General features: G+C 63.5%; 17 protein-coding genes. 6 read left to right on the forward strand and 11 right to left on the reverse strand.

From position 1 onward, the window contains the following. Positions 1 to 70: 70 nt before the first annotated feature. From WM94_RS00985 to exbB, 3 genes are read right to left on the reverse strand one after another with little or no spacing between them, the layout of a single operon-like run. Positions 71 to 802, reverse strand: coding sequence for an energy transducer TonB (locus WM94_RS00985; RefSeq protein WP_015272339.1), 732 nt, complete (start codon positions 800 to 802; stop codon positions 71 to 73). After that, the gene (gene exbD / locus WM94_RS00990) at positions 799 to 1,227 is read right to left on the reverse strand and encodes a TonB system transport protein ExbD (protein ID WP_061550237.1); all 429 of its coding nucleotides are present in this window, start codon (positions 1,225 to 1,227) and stop codon (positions 799 to 801) included. Before exbD ends, WM94_RS00985 begins: the two co-directional genes overlap by 4 nt. 3 nt (positions 1,228 to 1,230) lie before the next feature. Then, entirely contained in the window at positions 1,231 to 2,205 is a 975-nt protein-coding gene (exbB, locus tag WM94_RS00995; RefSeq protein ID WP_013974802.1) for a tonB-system energizer ExbB, read from the reverse strand. 190 nt (positions 2,206 to 2,395) lie between these two features. Here exbB and WM94_RS01000 point away from each other — a divergent pair, with 190 nt between their 5' ends. Beyond that, on the forward strand, positions 2,396 to 3,253 hold the full coding sequence (locus WM94_RS01000; protein ID WP_061550238.1) for an SDR family oxidoreductase: 858 nt from the start codon (positions 2,396 to 2,398) through the stop codon (positions 3,251 to 3,253). 130 nt (positions 3,254 to 3,383) lie between these two features. On the opposite strand, the gene WM94_RS01005 is transcribed toward WM94_RS01000, so the two are convergent. From WM94_RS01005 to WM94_RS01025, 5 genes are all read right to left on the reverse strand, one after another. Beyond that, a complete protein-coding gene (locus WM94_RS01005; protein WP_061550239.1) occupies positions 3,384 to 4,115 on the reverse strand; it encodes a hypothetical protein in 732 nt (243 codons plus the stop codon). A 59-nt stretch (positions 4,116 to 4,174) separates the two neighbouring features. Beyond that, positions 4,175 to 4,555, reverse strand: a complete 381-nt coding sequence (locus WM94_RS01010) for a RidA family protein (protein WP_003253379.1) — start codon at positions 4,553 to 4,555, stop codon at positions 4,175 to 4,177. 23 nt (positions 4,556 to 4,578) lie between these two features. Beyond that, positions 4,579 to 6,687 carry a bifunctional GTP diphosphokinase/guanosine-3',5'-bis pyrophosphate 3'-pyrophosphohydrolase gene (gene spoT, locus WM94_RS01015; RefSeq protein WP_015272335.1) on the reverse strand — a complete coding sequence of 703 codons (2,109 nt, stop codon included), beginning with the start codon at positions 6,685 to 6,687 and terminating at the stop codon, positions 4,579 to 4,581. Between the two features lie 59 nt (positions 6,688 to 6,746). Further along, entirely contained in the window at positions 6,747 to 7,010 is a 264-nt protein-coding gene (gene rpoZ / locus WM94_RS01020) for a DNA-directed RNA polymerase subunit omega (RefSeq protein ID WP_003253383.1), read from the reverse strand. Between the two features lie 261 nt (positions 7,011 to 7,271). Further along, positions 7,272 to 8,144: a LysR family transcriptional regulator gene (locus WM94_RS01025; protein WP_013974798.1), complete on the reverse strand. Its 873-nt coding sequence runs from the start codon at positions 8,142 to 8,144 to the stop codon at positions 7,272 to 7,274. 207 nt (positions 8,145 to 8,351) lie between these two features. Between WM94_RS01025 and WM94_RS01030 the strand changes: the two genes are divergently transcribed. The 3 genes from WM94_RS01030 to WM94_RS01040 all read left to right on the forward strand — a co-directional run bounded on the left by WM94_RS01030 (position 8,352) and on the right by WM94_RS01040 (position 12,167). Further along, entirely contained in the window at positions 8,352 to 9,734 is a 1,383-nt protein-coding gene (locus WM94_RS01030) for a glutamine synthetase family protein (protein ID WP_015272334.1), read from the forward strand. A 4-nt stretch (positions 9,735 to 9,738) separates the two neighbouring features. Then, positions 9,739 to 10,512, forward strand: a complete 774-nt coding sequence (locus WM94_RS01035) for a gamma-glutamyl-gamma-aminobutyrate hydrolase family protein (RefSeq protein ID WP_015272333.1) — start codon at positions 9,739 to 9,741, stop codon at positions 10,510 to 10,512. A 113-nt stretch (positions 10,513 to 10,625) separates the two neighbouring features. Then, complete coding sequence (locus tag WM94_RS01040) at positions 10,626 to 12,167, forward strand: APC family permease (RefSeq protein ID WP_013974795.1); 1,542 nt, start codon at positions 10,626 to 10,628, stop codon at positions 12,165 to 12,167. A gap of 124 nt (positions 12,168 to 12,291) precedes the next feature. Here WM94_RS01040 and gmk read toward each other — a convergent pair whose 3' ends face one another. Together gmk and WM94_RS01050 are read right to left on the reverse strand one after the other, a co-directional pair. After that, the gene (gene gmk, locus WM94_RS01045; RefSeq protein WP_024087917.1) at positions 12,292 to 12,912 is read right to left on the reverse strand and encodes a guanylate kinase; all 621 of its coding nucleotides are present in this window, start codon (positions 12,910 to 12,912) and stop codon (positions 12,292 to 12,294) included. A gap of 13 nt (positions 12,913 to 12,925) precedes the next feature. After that, positions 12,926 to 13,789, reverse strand: coding sequence for a YicC/YloC family endoribonuclease (locus tag WM94_RS01050; RefSeq protein WP_015272331.1), 864 nt, complete (start codon positions 13,787 to 13,789; stop codon positions 12,926 to 12,928). A gap of 228 nt (positions 13,790 to 14,017) precedes the next feature. On the opposite strand from WM94_RS01050, the gene rph reads away from it, so the two are divergent. Then, positions 14,018 to 14,740 carry a ribonuclease PH gene (rph, locus tag WM94_RS01055; RefSeq protein ID WP_013974792.1) on the forward strand — a complete coding sequence of 241 codons (723 nt, stop codon included), beginning with the start codon at positions 14,018 to 14,020 and terminating at the stop codon, positions 14,738 to 14,740. A 23-nt stretch (positions 14,741 to 14,763) separates the two neighbouring features. Beyond that, positions 14,764 to 15,132: a DUF4870 domain-containing protein gene (locus WM94_RS01060; protein WP_003258195.1), complete on the forward strand. Its 369-nt coding sequence runs from the start codon at positions 14,764 to 14,766 to the stop codon at positions 15,130 to 15,132. Between the two features lie 115 nt (positions 15,133 to 15,247). Here WM94_RS01060 and WM94_RS01065 read toward each other — a convergent pair whose 3' ends face one another. Beyond that, positions 15,248 to 16,027: an exodeoxyribonuclease III gene (locus WM94_RS01065; protein WP_003253401.1), complete on the reverse strand. Its 780-nt coding sequence runs from the start codon at positions 16,025 to 16,027 to the stop codon at positions 15,248 to 15,250. Between the last annotated feature and the right edge of the window lie 19 nt (positions 16,028 to 16,046).

Consider the following 16,046-nt stretch of genomic DNA (forward strand, 5'->3'; position numbering starts at 1 on the left):
CCCAGCATAGCGGCTGCAATCGATAGACGCACGTTATCAGACTTGCCGATTTGTGACAGAAACAAAAGTCTCAGCGGCGGTCCAGCGAGTAGACGAACGGGGCCACGACTTCGATCGTGCCATTGTTCAGCAACTCGGGTGGCGGCTTGGGTACCGTGCCGGCCCGACGGATCATTTCCAGGGTCGCCCGGTCCAGAGCGGCACTACCCGAACCTCCGGCCATGGAGTACGACACCACCTTGCCTTCGGCGTCGACCACGAAACGTAAGCGGTTTATGCCCTGCAGCCCGCGACGGCGCGCGTCTTCCGGGTAACGCTTGTACTTGGCCAGGTGACGCAGCAGGTCGCTCTGCCAGGTCGGCAGGGCTTTGCTGTTGGACGCAATGCTCGGTGCCGGTGCCGCGGACTTCTGCGGTGGCGTGTTGCTGGGCGGTGCGTCTACCGTTTGTTCGGTCGGCGGTGCTTCCTTCGGCGGCTCAGGCTTTTTCTCGGGCTTGGGCGGCTGTGGCTTGGCCTTTGGCTTGGGCGGCTTGGGAATGGCGATCTTGGGCTTGGGTGCCTCGGCCAGCTTCGGCAGTGGCGGTTCCTCGACCGGTGCCGGTGGCTGCGGCGCCGCTTTCGGGGGCGGTGGTGGCGCAGGCTCCGGCAACGGCGCCAGCTCGACCATCATGGCTGCCGGTGGCAGTTCGATGGCCTGGGGCACCGACCAGTTGAGCGTCAGCAGCACGGCGACCACGTGCACGCCCAGCACGATCGCCAGGCTGCCACCGTAGCGCGCCATGTTCGAGCGCGTTCTTGTCATTTCTTGGCTGCCGTCTCTAGACCTACCAGACCGACTTTCAGGTAGCCGGCCGCGCGCATGTTGTTCATCACTTCCATCAGGTCACCGTAATCCACGCCTTTGTCAGCCTGGAAGAAGATGGTGGTTTCCTTGTCGCCCTTGGTCTGGGCATCGAGCATCGGGCCAAGCTGGTCGGGGGCAGGGACCTGATCGTCACCGACGTACAGCTTCTGGTCGGCCTTGACGCTGACGAATACCGGTTTCTCGGGCCTCGGCGCCGGCTTGGCGGTCGAGGCCGGCAGGTCGACCTTGATGTCGACCGTGGCCAAGGGGGCTGCGACCATGAAAATGATCAGCAGCACCAGCATCACGTCGATGAACGGCGTAACGTTGATTTCGTGGTTTTCGGCGAGGTCGTCGCCACCTTCGTTGAGATGCAGGCCCATGGCTTACCCCACTTTCACCATGTGCGGGGCAACACGCTCGCTGCCCTGGTGGTCCAGATCACGGCTGACCAGCAGCAGCACCTGAGCGGAGGCGTCGGATACCTGGGCCTTGTAGCCGGCGATGGAGCGGGCGAAGACGTTGTAGATGACCACGGCCGGAATTGCGGCGACCAGACCCAGGGCGGTGGCCAACAGGGCCTCGGCGATACCTGGGGCAACCACGGCCAGGTTGGTGGTCTGGGTCTTGGCGATGCCGATGAAGCTGTTCATGATGCCCCATACGGTACCGAACAGGCCAACGAATGGCGCAGTGGAGCCGATGGTGGCGAGTACGCCGGTGCCGCTGCTCATGGTGCGACCGCTGGCGTGTACCAGGCGCTCCAGGCGGAAGCTGACGCGCTCCTTGATGCCCTCTTTTTCGCGGGCGTTGGCCGACAGGCGCATCTCTTCGAGTGCGTCGTGGACCAGGGTGTGGGCCAGGGTGCCTTCCTTGTTGGAAACGTCGCTGGCTTCCTTGAGGCTGGCGGATTTCTTCAGCAGGGCGATTTCACCACGCAGGCGACGCTTGGCGCCCATCAGCTCGAAGCCTTTGGCAATCCAGATGGTCCAGGTGATGATGGAGGCGATGGCAAGGCCGATCATCACTGCCTTCACCACCACGTCGGCGTTCTTGTACATGCCCCAAGGGGACAGGTCGTGGGCCATGCCCAGCGAGGTGTCTTCAACCAGAGCCTCGACGCTCGGGTCTGCAGCGACCGGGGCATCAACCGGGGTGGCGGCAACTGCACCGCCAGCCGGTGCTGCGGCTGGAGCAACTGCCGGAGCAGCCGGTGCGGTAGCGGCAGCAGGCGCGGCAGCATTGGCGGTTGGCTCATCGGCCATGGCCACTGGGGCCAGCACCAGGCTGAGTGTCAGCGCGGCGATGGCGCGCCAGGCGCGCGACGGGGTTGGCGAAGCGGAAGGTTGAGTACGTGTCATGCTGGCCGGACCTGATGAAGAATAAAGTTCACGTTCTCCAAGGCCTCGAGGCAGGCCGAGAACAATTTGGCGGCCATTATTGCAAGTAATTCTTGTTAACAAAAGTAATCTTGTTGCTTTTTTCGCCTATGGTCTAGCCATCCATCGTGTAGCGTGGTCGGGCTGATCAATTGGTCTAGGGAGTTTAGAGATGTCAGACCTTTCCGTGATGGTGGTGGGATGTGGTGATGTAGGCGGGCGTCTTGCCCGGCAGATGCTTGCGCGCGGCTGGCAGGTGAGCGGCCTGCGTCGCTCGGTCGGGCGGTTGCCTGCGGGGGTCGTGCCGGTGGCAGCGGACTTGTCTGAGCCATCGATTCCCGACACCTGGCCGCAGCGCGCGCCGGACTACCTGGTGTATTGCGTGGCGGCCAGCCAGCACGACGAAGCGGGTTACCAGGCAGCCTATGTCGACGGTTTGCGCCATGTGCTGGGCTGGCTGGCCGAGCGCGGCCAGCGCCCACGACGGCTGCTGTTCGTGTCCAGCAGCAGCGTGTATGCACAGAAGGACGGCGAGTGGATCGAAGAAGGCGCGGCCACCGAGCCTGAAGGTTATTCCGGGCGGTTGATGCTGGAGGCTGAGCGGCTGGCGCTGGCCAGCGGCATCCCGGCCAGCGTGGTGCGCCTGACCGGCATCTATGGCCCCGGCCGCGAGTGGCTGCTCAGTCAGGTGCGCCAGGGCTATCGCGTGGCCGAGGAGCCACCGCTGTATGGCAACCGCATCCATGCCGAGGATGCTGCCAGCCTGTTGGCGTTCCTGTTGCAGGCCGATGCCGACGGCAAGGTGCTCGACGACTGCTACATCGGCGTCGACGACGACCCGGCGCCGCTGGCCGATGTGGTGGCCTGGCTGCGGGCGTACATGGGGGTAACCGAGTGGTCGGATGAGCAGCGGGTGCGGCGGACCGGCAGCAAGCGCTGCAGTAATGCCCGGGCGCGGGCATTGGGCTGGGCGCCGGTGTATCCGAGTTACAGGGAAGGCTATGCCGCAATCCTGAAAGGCGTGCGCTGAGTCTACCGGCCTCTTCGCGGGTAAACCCGCTCCCACAGGTGCACCGCTGGTTTCAAGCCTGGCGGTGTGCCTGTGGGAGCGGGTTTACCCGCGAAGAGGCCGGTGAGTTCGACCACGATTTCAGCAGGCTTCAGTCCAGTTCCAGCACCCACTGGCGCTTGCCGGCCGCCAACACTGGCATTTCATCCGGCTGCGCACGGTTCACCGCCTGGAAGATCTCCAGCTTGTCGCCATCGCGCTTGAGGATGAACGGCGCGCCACGCTGGTTGCGCTCCAGCCACAGGCTGTCATTGCTGCCACCCATGGTCGCGCAGTCACCCGCCAGGCACAGGGCGAAACGGTCTGGCCCCGGCAGGCCGGTGACATTGCCGGTGTCGCCGAAGCGCACGCTGGCACCTTTGCCCTGGCCTTCGATGATCTTCCAGTTGCCGCCCAGATAAGCCTGGTACAGGGCTTTCTCGAAGCTGCTGCCCAGTGGCGCATTGGCCGTCGCCGGCGCTTTGGCGCGCACGAAGGTCTGCTTGCCGCCGCTTTGATCGACCGCCTGCAGTTCGTCGCCATCGAGCGACAGCTGTTCGGTCTGGCCACCCTGGAAGCTGGCCTGCCATTGCTTGTCGGTGGCGCTCAGCTGGCCGTCGGCCGCTTCGAAACCATTGCTGTAGCTGGCCTGTTGGCTGGCGACGTCGAGCTTCCACTCGAACACCGGCCCGTGCTCATTGAGCGCCTGACGCAGGCTGCCGCCCTTGACGGCCGCATTGATGGCGTCCTGGTTGATCCAGGTGCCGTTGAAATCTTCGGGTTTGTGGCTGGCGCAGCCGCCCAGAAGCAGGGCTGCCAGCGCGAGGGGCAGTGCTTGACGCATGACGGGGTAACCTTGCAGAGAAGGGAAGGTGACGGGCAGGGCGCCCGTCACCGGGGGCATCATTCGATGACCAGGATGGCGTCCATTTCGACCTGGGAGCCTTTCGGCAGTGCGGCAACGCCGATGGCAGCGCGGGCCGGGTAAGGCTGCTCGAAGTAGCGGCCCATCACCTCGTTGACCTTGGCGAAGTGGCTCAGGTCGGTGAGGAAGATGTTCAGCTTGACGATGTCCTTGAACGAACCGCCAGCGGCTTCAGCCACGGCCTTGAGGTTCTCGAACACCTGTACGGTCTGGGCTTCGAAGCCTTCGACCAGTTCCATGGTCTTCGGGTCCAGCGGGATCTGGCCCGACATGTACACGGTGTTGCCGGCCTTGATCGCCTGCGAGTAGGTGCCGATGGCGGCAGGGGCCTTGTCGCTGTTGATGACGGTCTTGCTCATGATGACTCCTTGCGGTTGGCGGACTACGTACGCATGCGGGTGATGCGGACCACACCGGTCAGGGTACGCAGCTTCTTGATCACACGCGCCAGGTGCACGCGGTCGTGCACGCTGACCACCAGTTGGACCACGCTGATACGGCCGTCGCGTTCGTCCATGCTGATCTTCTCGATGTTGCCGTCGGCTGCGTTGACACTGCTGGCCAGAAGGGCAATCAGGCCGCGCTGGTGTTCCAGTTCGACACGCAACTCGACATTGAACTCACCGGTGATGTCCTTGGCCCAGGAGAGTTGTACGCACTTTTCCGGGTTGTGGCGGATTTCACTGATGTTGCGGCAGTTTTCCAGGTGCACGACCATGCCCTTGCCGGCTGACAGGTGGCCGACGATCGGGTCGCCCGGGATCGGCGTGCAGCACTTGGCGTAGCTCAGCACCAGCCCTTCGGTACCACGAATCGCCAGCGGGCCTTCCGGTGCCGGCAGCTGCTCGCCTTCGGCCGACAGCAGGCGGCGCGCGACCACGTAGGCCATGCGGTTGCCCAGGCCGATGTCTTCGAGCAGGTCTTCGATCAGCTCCAGGCGGTACTCGGCGAGAATGGCCTGGATACGCTCCTGGGGGATCATTTCCAGGCTGCTGTCGAAGCCGGTGAGCACCTTGTTCAGCAGGCGTTCGCCCAGGCTGATGGACTCGGAGCGACGCTGCTGCTTGAGCGCGTGGCGGATGTGCGTGCGCGCCTTGCCGGTAACCACGAAGTTGAGCCAGGCCGGGTTCGGCCGCGCGCCCGGGGCGCTGACGATTTCCACTGTCGAGCCGCTTTGCAGCGGTTCGGACAGCGGCGCCAGGCGGCGGTTGATGCGGCAGGCGATGCAGCTGTTGCCGACGTCGGTGTGCACCGCGTAGGCGAAGTCGACCGCCGTGGAGCCTTTGGGCAGCTCCATGATGCGGCCTTTGGGCGTGAACACGTAGACCTCGTCCGGGAACAGGTCGATCTTCACGCTTTCGATGAATTCCAGCGAGTTGCCGGCACGTTGCTGCAGCTCGAGGATGCCCTTGACCCACTGGCGGGCGCGGGCGTGGCTGCCCTTGGGTTGCTCGTCGTCGTTGGACTTGTACAGCCAGTGCGCGGCGATGCCGTTGTTGGCCATCTCTTCCATCTCGCGGGTGCGGATCTGGATTTCGATGGGCACGCCGTGCATGCCGAACAGCGTGGTGTGCAACGACTGGTAGCCGTTGGCCTTGGGGATCGCGATGTAATCCTTGAAGCGACCGGGCAGCGGCTTGTAGAGGTTGTGCACCGCACCGAGTACGCGGTAGCAGGTATCGACCTTGTCCACGACGATGCGGAAGGCGTACACGTCCATGATCTCGTTGAAGGCGCGGCGCTTGCCGCGCATCTTCTTGTAGATGCCATAGAGGTGTTTCTGCCGGCCGCTGATCTCGCCCTCGATGCCGTCGGCGGCCAGGCAGTTGGCCAGCGAATGCTCGATCTTGGCGACGATCTCCTTGCGGTTGCCGCGTGCGCTTTTCACCGCACGGTGGATCAGCGACGAACGCATCGGGTGCATGGCCTTGAAGCCGAGGTCCTCGAACTCAACGCGCACGGTGTGCATGCCTAGGCGGTTGGCAATGGGGGCGTAGATCTCGAGGGTTTCCTTGGCGATGCGCCGGCGTTTTTCGCCGGACAGCACTTCCAGGGTGCGCATGTTGTGCAGGCGGTCGGCCAGCTTGACCAGGATCACGCGGATATCGCGGGCCATGGCCATGGCCATCTTCTGGAAGTTTTCGGCTTGCGCCTCGGCCTTGGTCTCGAAGTTCATCTGGGTCAGCTTGCTGACCCCATCGACCAGTTCGGCCACGGTCTCGCCAAACTGCTGGCTGAGGGCTTCCTTGGCGATGCCGGTATCTTCGATCACGTCGTGCAGCATGGCCGCCATCAGGCTCTGATGGTCCATGTGCATGTCGGCAAGGATGCTGGCCACGGCCAGCGGGTGGGTTACGTAGGGCTCGCCACTGCGGCGGCGCTGCCCATCGTGGGCCTGTTCGGCGTAGAAATAGGCGCGCCGGACCAGGTTGACCTGTTCGGGGCCAAGGTAGGTCGACAGCCGTTCGGCCAAGGCTTCTATACCCGGCATGGGTTCACCTCCTGCCGAGGAAGGGGGCCTTGCGCCGTGCGACGTCGACCTGGCATCAATCAGACAGCCTCGTTGTTCTCGTCCTCGAATGCGGCGAACACCGGATCCTCGGTGACGATCTCTTCAGCGGCGATGAACTCGTTGGTGACGATGCCTTCGGCGATTTCACGCAGGGCAACAACGGTCGGCTTGTCGTTTTCCCACGCAACGCGTGGCTCTTTGCCGCCGGTCGCCAGCTGGCGAGCGCGCTTGGTCGAGAGCATGACCAGCTCAAAGCGGTTATCCACGTGTTCCAGGCAGTCTTCAACAGTTACGCGGGCCATGGTCTTCCTCAGTAGCAATTGCGGTGGGCGTGCAGCCCGATAATGGGCAGGCGGACTCGATAGTTTAAAAAATCACCAGCCAATAGGGAAGCGCTGTTTTGTCGGGTGGTTACCTTCAAGCCCTGTGTTGCCTTCTTCGCGGCTGAAGCCGCTCCCACAGGGACCGCATTGTCCTCAGGTTCATCACCGCACCCTGTGGGAGCGGCTTCAGCCGCGAAAGGGCCGGAACAGACACCCTATCGCTTGAACCTGACGATAACCTCAGAGCATCGCGTCACGCAACCGCGGGGTCAGCTCCTCGAACAGGGTCTGCACCGAGCGCAACGCCCGGCAGTCCGGCCGGGTCAGCAGCCACAGCTGGGTGTCGCAACCCGGCAGCGGCCCGCTCAGCGCATCCACCCCGGGCAGAGCATGCACCATGTAGTCCGGCAGCGCTGCCACGCCGAGCCCGGCCGTGACCAGTTGAGCGATGGTCGACATGCCGCTGCACTGGTAGCGCGGGCTCAACCCCGGGTGCTGCTGGTTGCGCCAGACCACCGTGGGGTGGTCCTGCATCGAGTCGTCGGGGGCGATCCACGGCACGCTGGCAGGTGACTCGGCCAGGCGCTCGCGCCACTGCGGCTGGCCGCAGACCACGTAGGAGGTGGACCCCAGGTTGCGGCCCACCAGGTGCTCCGGCGGCGTGTTGGTCAGGCGCAGGGCAATGTCGGCATCGCGCCGGCTGAGGTTGGCGAAGGTGTTGGAGGTGCCCATCTCCAGCGACAAGGCCGGGTAGTTGGGCATGAACTCGGCCAGCGCCGGCAGCAGCAGGCTGTGCATCACCGCCTCGGTACAGGTCAGGCGCACGGTGCCGCTGACCACCTGCTCGCCACTGGTCATGGCGATGCGCGCCGCCTCCAGCGCCTGCTCGGCGCGCTCGGCCTGCTCGGCCAGGGCCTGGGCGGTGTCGGTCGGCAGGTAGCCTTTGCGGCTCTTGACGAACAAGGCGGTGCCCAGCGCCGACTCCAGCCGGCGGATCGAGCGGAACACCGTCGAAACATCGACCTTGAGCAACTCGGCAGCCTTGGCCAGCGAGCGGCCACGTTCCAGGGCCAGGACCAGGGAGAGGTCGGCATGGGTAATCTGATATTGCATTGGTGCACGCTCTGCTTGCCGAATTGCCAATGTCTGTTGCGTTTTGGCCATTTTATAGTGAAACGGCCCCCGGGAATCAATGCGCCCGGTCGGGTAACCAATCCCCACGATGGGAAAGTGAAAAGAACAACAGCTGCAACCATCGTCGCCCGTGAGGCGCCAGCCGTATCCCCCACATCGCCGCAGCAAATCAAAGGATGTACAGCCATGACGTCGGTAACCCCGTGCGCCAGTTCTTCCAGCGAGATGAATGACTTCCTCCAGGCCCATCCGGACACGCAGTACGTCGACCTGCTGATCTCCGACATGAACGGCGTTGTACGTGGCAAGCGCATCGAGCGGGCCAGCCTGCACAAGGTGTACGAGAAGGGCATCAACCTGCCGGCATCGCTGTTCGCCCTGGACATCAACGGGTCCACCGTCGAGAGCACCGGCCTTGGCCTGGACATCGGCGATGCCGACCGCATCTGCTTCCCGATCCCCGGCACGCTGTCGGACGAGCCGTGGCAGAAGCGCCCCACCGCCCAGCTGCTGATGACCATGCACGAACTGGATGGCCAGCCGTTCTTCGCCGACCCGCGCGAAGTACTGCGCCAGGTGGTGAGCAAGTTCGATGACCTGGGCCTGGATATCTGCGCCGCGTTCGAGCTGGAGTTCTACCTGATCGACCAGGACAACCTCAACGGTCGCCCGCAGCCGCCGCGCTCGCCGATTTCCGGCAAACGCCCGCAGTCGACCCAGGTGTACCTGATCGACGACCTCGATGAATATGCCGACTGCCTGCAGGACATGCTCGAAGCGGCCAAGGAGCAAGGCCTGCCCGCCGATGCCATTGTCAAGGAAAGCGCCCCGGCACAGTTCGAGGTCAACCTGCACCATGTGGCCGACCCACTGAAGGCCTGCGACTACGCGATCCTGCTCAAGCGCCTGATCAAGAACGTTGCCTACGACCATGAGATGGATACCACCTTCATGGCCAAGCCCTACCCGGGCCAGGCAGGCAATGGCCTGCACGTGCACATTTCGTTGCTGGACAAGAAAACCGGCAAGAACATCTTCGCCAGTGACGACCCGCTGCAAAGCGACGCGCTGCGCCATGCCATCGGTGGTGTTCTGGAGACCATGCCGGCGTCGATGGCCTTCCTCTGCCCGAACATCAACTCCTACCGCCGCTTCGGCGCGCAGTTCTACGTGCCCAATGCGCCAAGCTGGGGCCTGGACAACCGTACCGTGGCCGTGCGCGTGCCCACCGACAGCAGCGATAACGTGCGCCTCGAGCACCGCGTGGCCGGTGCCGACGCCAACCCCTACCTGATGCTCGCGGCGATCCTCGCCGGTGTTCACCACGGCCTGACCAACCAGGTCGAGCCGCAGGCACCGATCGAAGGCAATTCCTACGAACAGCTGGAGCAGAGCCTGCCAAACAACCTGCGCGATGCCCTGCGCGCACTGGACGACAGCGAAGTCCTCAACCAATACATCAGCCCGGATTACATCGATATCTTCGTGGCCTGCAAGGAAAGCGAACTGGCCGAGTTCGAAGTGTCGATTTCCGATCTCGAGTACAACTGGTACCTGCACACGGTGTAAACCCATGAGCGCAAATGCGGTCCCCTTGATCGGTGTCAGCGCCTGCCGCCAGCAGGTGGGGAAGAACTCGTCGCATACGGTAGGCGACAAGTATGTCGAGGCGGCCGGCTTTGCCGGCTTGCCATTGATCTTGCCGGCCCGTGACGGGGGCAGCGACACGCAGGCGCTGCTGGCCCGTCTGCATGGCATTGTTTTTACCGGCTCACCTTCAAATATCGAACCGCATCATTACAATGGCGCCCCCAGCGCGGCAGGTACCCGGCACGATCTGGCACGCGATCGCCTGACCCTGCCGCTGTTGCAGGCGGCCATTGCCGCCGGTGTGCCGGTGTTCTGTATTTGCCGTGGCTACCAGGAATTGAACGTGGCCCTGGGCGGCAGCCTGCACCAGCGCGTGCAGGAACTGCCCGGCTACCTGGACCACCGTGAACCAGAGGACGCACCTCTGGAGGTGCAATACGGCCCTCGTCACCTTGTCGGTATCGAGCCTGGCGGGTTGTTCGAGCGCCTGGGCCTGGCGGCGCAGTTCGAGGTCAACTCGCTGCACAGCCAGGGCATCGACCGCCTGGCCCCGGGCCTGCGCGTCGAGGCACGGGCCCCGGATGGCCTGATCGAAGCGGTGTCCATGCCTGCCGCGCCGGGCTTTGTGCTCGGCGTGCAATGGCACCCGGAGTGGCGATTTACCGAAAACCCGGTCTCGTTGCGCCTGTTCCAGGCGTTTCGCGAGGCCTGTTTTGCCTATGCAACACGGGAGGGCGCACGGCAGGAGGCACTCTGACGTCACCCGAAGGTCTCGGATGACTTGTTCCCGGCAGCAAGCTTTCAATGAGTGAAAGCGGGCCTTGTACGCAAGGCCTGTGAAAACAATTCCAAAATTTACGGCAAATACTCATGAGCAATTACACAGAAGCCGGCCGCCCACCCGATGTGGCGGCCGACGCGGGCAACACCCAGCGCAGCAAGGGGCTGGCCACCGGCCGGCTGGGCTTGCTGGCCAGCGTGGTGCTGGGCATTTCCACCATCGCCCCGGTCTACACCCTGACCGGCGCCCTTGGCCCGACCGTGCGTGAAGTGGGCGCGCACCTGCCAGCGGTATTCATCGTCGGCTTCCTGCCGATGCTGTTGGTAGCCTTGGGCTATCGCGAACTGAACTCGGCGGAGCCGGACAGCGGTACTTCGTTTACCTGGTCGGCGCGTGCCTTCGGTCCGATGATCGGCTGGATCGGTGGCTGGGGTCTGGTGGTCGCCACCACCATCGTGTTGTCGAACCTGGCAGGGGTGGCGGTCGACTTCTTCTACCTGTTCCTTGGTCAGATCACCGGCAAGCATGAACTGGCGGCATTGGCCGACAACCTGCTCATCAACATAACCACCTGTTGCGTGTTCATCGCCCTGGCGGTGTGGATCTGCTGCCGCGGCATGACCACCACCATGACGGTGCAATACGGCCTGGTGGCCCTGCAGTTGCTGGTGCTGATCGGCTTTGCCTTTGCCGCTTTCGGCGAAACCACGGCGCCGCCACCGCTGGAATTCGATTTCGCCTGGTTCAACCCGTTCGGCGTCGAATCGTTCTCGGCCTTTGCCGCCGGGCTGTCGCTGTCGATCTTCATCTTCTGGGGCTGGGACGTGTGCCTGACTGTCAGCGAGGAATCGGTCGGCAGTGACGAGGTGCCGGGCAAGGCGGCCACCTGGACCGTGCTGCTGATCCTCGGCCTGTACCTGTTCACCGCGATTGCCACCCTGCAGTTTGCCGGTATCAGCGAACAAGGCCTGGGCCTTAACAACCCGCGCATCCAGGAAAACGTCTTCGCTCACCTGGCCGGCCCGGTCATGGGGCCGCTGGCGATCCTGATGTCCATCGCGGTGCTGGCCAGCACCGCGGCGTCGCTGCAGTCGACCTTCGTGTCGCCGGCGCGCACACTGTTGGCCATGGGTTACTACGGTGCGGTGCCGCAGAAGTTCGCCAGCGTCTGCCCTCGTTCGCAGACCCCGCGTTACGCCACCATCTGCGCCGGCGTGGCCGCGGGTCTGTTCTACGTGACCATGCGCACCCTGAGCGAGAACGTGTTGGCAGATACCATCACTGCACTGGGCATGATGATCTGCTTCTACTATTCGCTGACGGCCTTTGCCTGTGTCTGGTACTTCCGCCACAGCCTGTTCGACAGCCTGCGCCACTTCCTCATGCGCGGCTTGTGCCCGCTGGTGGGTGGGGTGATCTTGTCGGTTATCTTCGTGCGTACAGCCATCGACAGCGCCTCGCCGGACTTCGGCAGCGGCTCGCATGTGGGCGGGCTGGGGCTGGTGTTCGTGATCGCCGCGATCATCTCGGTGCTGGGGATCGTGCTGATGATGCTGTCGCGGCTGCGCGCGCCGGCGTACTTCCTGGGGGCTACCCTGCGTCAGCAGGCTACCTTGCCATTGCAGGAATAAGGCTGGGGGCGCTTCGCGCCCCATTCGCAGCACAAGGCTGCTCCTACATCGATGGCGTACATTGCGCCATTGTAGGAGCAGCCTTGTGCTGCGAATGGGCTGCAAAGCAGCCCCATGCGGTCTTTCAGGAGAGCAGTTCTTTCAGAAGCCCGCTGTTGCGCTGTTGCTGCTTGTTCAGCAGCAGGCGGTTCGAGCGGAACACTGCCTTCAAGTCTTCCAGCGCCTCGTCGAAGTCATCGTTGATGATCACGTAGTCATACTCGTCGTAGTGCACCATCTCGCTGACCGCTTCCTTCATGCGCCCGGCGATGATTTCTTCGCTGTCCTGCCCGCGGCCGTCCAGGCGCTCGCGCAGTGCCTGCTGGCTTGGTGGCAGGATGAACACCGACAAAGCCTGCGGCATCAGCTTGCGTACCTGCTGGGCGCCTTGCCAGTCGATTTCCAGGATCAGGTCGTAACCCTGGTTCAGGGTCTGCTGCATGGCGCTGCGCGAGGTGCCGTAGAAGTTGCCGAACACCTCGGCATGCTCCAGGAAGTCGCCTTGGTCGATCAGAGCCTTGAATTCCTCGTGGACGACGAAGTGGTAGTTCACCCCGTGCTGCTCGCCCGGGCGCATGGCGCGGGTGGTGTGCGAGACCGAGACGCGGATTTGCGAGTCGTCCTGGGTCAGGGCAGTGACCAGGCTGGTCTTGCCGGCGCCCGAAGGGGCCGAAACGATGTAGAGAGTGCCGCTGCTGTGCTTCATGGTCGGGGTGGCCTTACTCGATGTTCTGTACTTGTTCACGCATCTGTTCGATCAATACCTTCAGGTTGACCGCCGCTTGCGTGCTGCGTGGGTCAAAGGCTTTGGAGCCGAGGGTGTTGGCCTCGCGGTTGAGTTCCTGCATCAGGAAGTCGAGGCGCCGCCCGGCAGCACCGCCACCCTTGAGCACGCGGCGCACTTCGGTGACGTGGGTGCTGAGGCGGTCGAGCTCCTCGGCCACGTCGCTCTTCTGGGCCAGTAGCACCATCTCCTGCTCCAGACGTTGCGGGTCGAGTTCGGCCTGCATATCGCCGAAGCGGTCGAGGATCTTCTGCCGCTGTGCTGCCAGCATCTGCGGCACCAGGGCGCGCAGGGTGGTGACTTCGCTGGCCATGTTGTCCAGGCGTTCGTTGATCAGCCGGGCCAGTTCCAGGCCTTCACGCTGACGCCCGGCCTTGAGCTCGGCCAGCGCCTCATCGAACAACGCCATGGCTTCGGTATTCAATGCCTGCGGATCGTTGGCGTCGGCCACCAACACGCCTGGCCAGGACAGCACCTCCAGCGGGTTCAGTGGTGCCGGCTGCTTGATCAGGCCGGCCACTTCCTCGGCGGCGGCAACCAGCTGCGCGGCGCGCTCGCGGTCCACCTTCAGCGGTTTGCCGTTGCTGTCTTCGTTGAGGCGCAAGGTGCATTCTACCTTGCCCCGCGACAGGCCTTGGCGCAGCCCTTCACGCACGGCGCCTTCGAGGTCGCGCAGGGCCTCGGGCAGGCGCAGGTGCGGCTCCAGGTAACGGTGGTTGACCGAACGCAGCTCCCAGACCAGGGTACCTTGGCTGCCGGCGCGCTCGACACGAGCAAAAGCGGTCATGCTGTGCACCATGGGGAGTACCTCGCGTATATGAATGAACGGTGGGAGCCTCTCGGCTGCAAGGCGCAGGATTGTAGCGCAGTGGGGCCTTGGCGCCCAATCCACCCATGTTACCGACGGGTGGCCTGGCCGGCAGGAAAAGGCGACGGGCTGTGTCGGGCGCGACAATAGGCATGTCTTCCCCGGGCCGTGGGCTCTATAATGCTCGGCAGATTCAAAGTCCCAGTACAGGTATCCCAGATGAAACGTCCAAGTGGTCGCGCCGCCGATCAGCTCCGCTCGATCCGCATTACCCGCAACTACACCAAGCACGCCGAAGGGTCGGTACTGGTCGAGTTCGGTGACACCAAGGTCATCTGCACGGTCAGCGTGGAAAACGGTGTGCCGCGCTTCCTCAAAGGCCAGGGCCAAGGCTGGCTGACTGCCGAGTACGGCATGCTGCCGCGTTCCACCGGCGAGCGTAACCAGCGTGAAGCCAGCCGTGGCAAGCAGGGTGGCCGCACCCTGGAAATCCAGCGTCTGATCGGCCGTTCGCTGCGCGCCGCGCTGGACATGAGCAAGCTCGGTGATATCACCCTGTACGTCGACTGCGACGTGATCCAGGCCGATGGTGGCACCCGTACCGCGTCCATCACCGGTGCCATGGTCGCTCTGTGCGATGCCCTGGCGGTGATCAAGAAGCGCGGTGGCCTGAAAGCCGGCAACCCGCTCAAGCACATGATCGCCGCAGTGTCGGTGGGCATGTATCAGGGCGAAGCGGTGCTCGACCTGGACTACCTGGAAGACTCCGCCGCCGAAACCGACCTGAACGTGGTCATGACCAGCGCCGGTGGTTTCATCGAAGTGCAGGGTACTGCCGAAGGCGCACCGTTCCAGCCTGAAGACTTCAACGCCATGCTCGCCCTGGCGCAGAAGGGCATGAGCGAGATCTTCGAACTGCAGCAGGCGGCACTGGCCGACTGAACCCAGCCAGGGAGGTGCGGGGCATGAGCGAATCGAACCTGTCGATCACCCCGCCCAATGCCGAAATCCGGCAATGGGCGATGTTCTGCCACCTCTCCGCGCTGCTGGGCCTGGTGGTGCCGCTCGGGCACTTGCTGGGCCCGCTGGTGCTTTGGCACCTCAAGCGCGAGCAAGACCCTTTCATCGACGCCCAAGGCAAAGAGGCGCTGAATTTTCAGATCAGCGTAACCATTGCCGGGTTCATCTGCTTCCTGCTGATGTTCGTTTTCATCGGGCTGGTGCTGTTCGCCATGCTGATGGTCGCGGTGATGATCCTGATCATCATTGCGGCAGTGCGGGCGAATGAGGGCAAGCCGTATCGCTACCCGATGATCTGGCGGCCGATCAAATAAAGCTGGGGCTGCTTTGCAGCCCTATCGCGACACAAGGCCGCTCCTACAAGGGATGTGCATTCCCCTGTAGGAGCGGCCTTGTGTCGCGATAGGGCCGCAAAGCGGCCCCATGCCTTCAGATGGTCAACGTCCAGTCATAGTCGACGATCAGCGGCGCATGCTGGGAGAAGCGCGGCTGACGCGGCAGGCGGGCATTGCGCACGAAGCGGCGCAGGCCCGGGGTGAGGATCTGGTAGTCGAACCGGTAGCCCAGGTTGAGCATCTCGGCCTGCTCGTTGTCCGGCCACCAGCTGTACTGGTCGCCTTCACGGCTGACTTCGCGCAGGGCGTCGACGTAACCCATCTCGCCGGTGATCGCATCCATCCAGGCACGCTCCGGCGCCAGGAAACCCGGCGACTGCTGGCTGTCACGCCAGTTCTTGATATCGAGCTTCTGCTGCGCCACGTAGAACGAGCCGCAGTAGATGTATTCGCGACGCTTGCGACGCTGTTTGTCCAGGTACTTGGCGAAGTCGTCCATCAACTTGAACTTCTGGTTCAAGTCTTCGTCGCCGTTCATACCCGAAGGCAGCAGCAGGCTGGCAATACTGACTTTGTCGAAATCTGCTTGCAGGTAACGCCCGTAGCGGTCGGCTGTCTCGAAGCCCAGGCCGGTGATGACTGCCTTGGGCTGCATGCGCGAATACAGGGCCACACCACCTTGGGCAGGCACCTCCGCGTCGCAGGCATAAAGGAAATAGCCATCGAGCTGGAAAGCTGGGTCATCGAGTTCAAAGGCCGAGGCGCGGGTATCCTGAAGGCAGATGACGTCGGCATTCTGGGCTTGCAGCCAGCTGAGCAAACCACGCTCGGCCGCAGCCTGAATGCCATTTACGTTCACACTGATGATCCGCATAAATGGCCCCAAAAATCTC

The sequence above is a fragment of the Pseudomonas sp. ABFPK genome (assembly GCF_001586765.1).
Lineage (GTDB): Bacteria > Pseudomonadota > Gammaproteobacteria > Pseudomonadales > Pseudomonadaceae > Aquipseudomonas > Aquipseudomonas asiatica.

Coding starts and splice junctions, on each gene's coding strand:
- WM94_RS00985 (WP_015272339.1), bottom strand. CDS start 802: ATGACAAGAACGCGCTCGAACATGGCGCGCTACGGTGGCAGCCTGGCG.
- exbD (WP_061550237.1), bottom strand. CDS start 1,227: ATGGGCCTGCATCTCAACGAAGGTGGCGACGACCTCGCCGAAAACCAC.
- exbB (WP_013974802.1), bottom strand. CDS start 2,205: ATGACACGTACTCAACCTTCCGCTTCGCCAACCCCGTCGCGCGCCTGG.
- WM94_RS01000 (WP_061550238.1), top strand. CDS start 2,396: ATGTCAGACCTTTCCGTGATGGTGGTGGGATGTGGTGATGTAGGCGGG.
- WM94_RS01005 (WP_061550239.1), bottom strand. CDS start 4,115: ATGCGTCAAGCACTGCCCCTCGCGCTGGCAGCCCTGCTTCTGGGCGGC.
- WM94_RS01010 (WP_003253379.1), bottom strand. CDS start 4,555: ATGAGCAAGACCGTCATCAACAGCGACAAGGCCCCTGCCGCCATCGGC.
- spoT (WP_015272335.1), bottom strand. CDS start 6,687: ATGCCGGGTATAGAAGCCTTGGCCGAACGGCTGTCGACCTACCTTGGC.
- rpoZ (WP_003253383.1), bottom strand. CDS start 7,010: ATGGCCCGCGTAACTGTTGAAGACTGCCTGGAACACGTGGATAACCGC.
- WM94_RS01025 (WP_013974798.1), bottom strand. CDS start 8,144: ATGCAATATCAGATTACCCATGCCGACCTCTCCCTGGTCCTGGCCCTG.
- WM94_RS01030 (WP_015272334.1), top strand. CDS start 8,352: ATGACGTCGGTAACCCCGTGCGCCAGTTCTTCCAGCGAGATGAATGAC.
- WM94_RS01035 (WP_015272333.1), top strand. CDS start 9,739: ATGAGCGCAAATGCGGTCCCCTTGATCGGTGTCAGCGCCTGCCGCCAG.
- WM94_RS01040 (WP_013974795.1), top strand. CDS start 10,626: ATGAGCAATTACACAGAAGCCGGCCGCCCACCCGATGTGGCGGCCGAC.
- gmk (WP_024087917.1), bottom strand. CDS start 12,912: ATGAAGCACAGCAGCGGCACTCTCTACATCGTTTCGGCCCCTTCGGGC.
- WM94_RS01050 (WP_015272331.1), bottom strand. CDS start 13,789: ATGGTGCACAGCATGACCGCTTTTGCTCGTGTCGAGCGCGCCGGCAGC.
- rph (WP_013974792.1), top strand. CDS start 14,018: ATGAAACGTCCAAGTGGTCGCGCCGCCGATCAGCTCCGCTCGATCCGC.
- WM94_RS01060 (WP_003258195.1), top strand. CDS start 14,764: ATGAGCGAATCGAACCTGTCGATCACCCCGCCCAATGCCGAAATCCGG.
- WM94_RS01065 (WP_003253401.1), bottom strand. CDS start 16,027: ATGCGGATCATCAGTGTGAACGTAAATGGCATTCAGGCTGCGGCCGAG.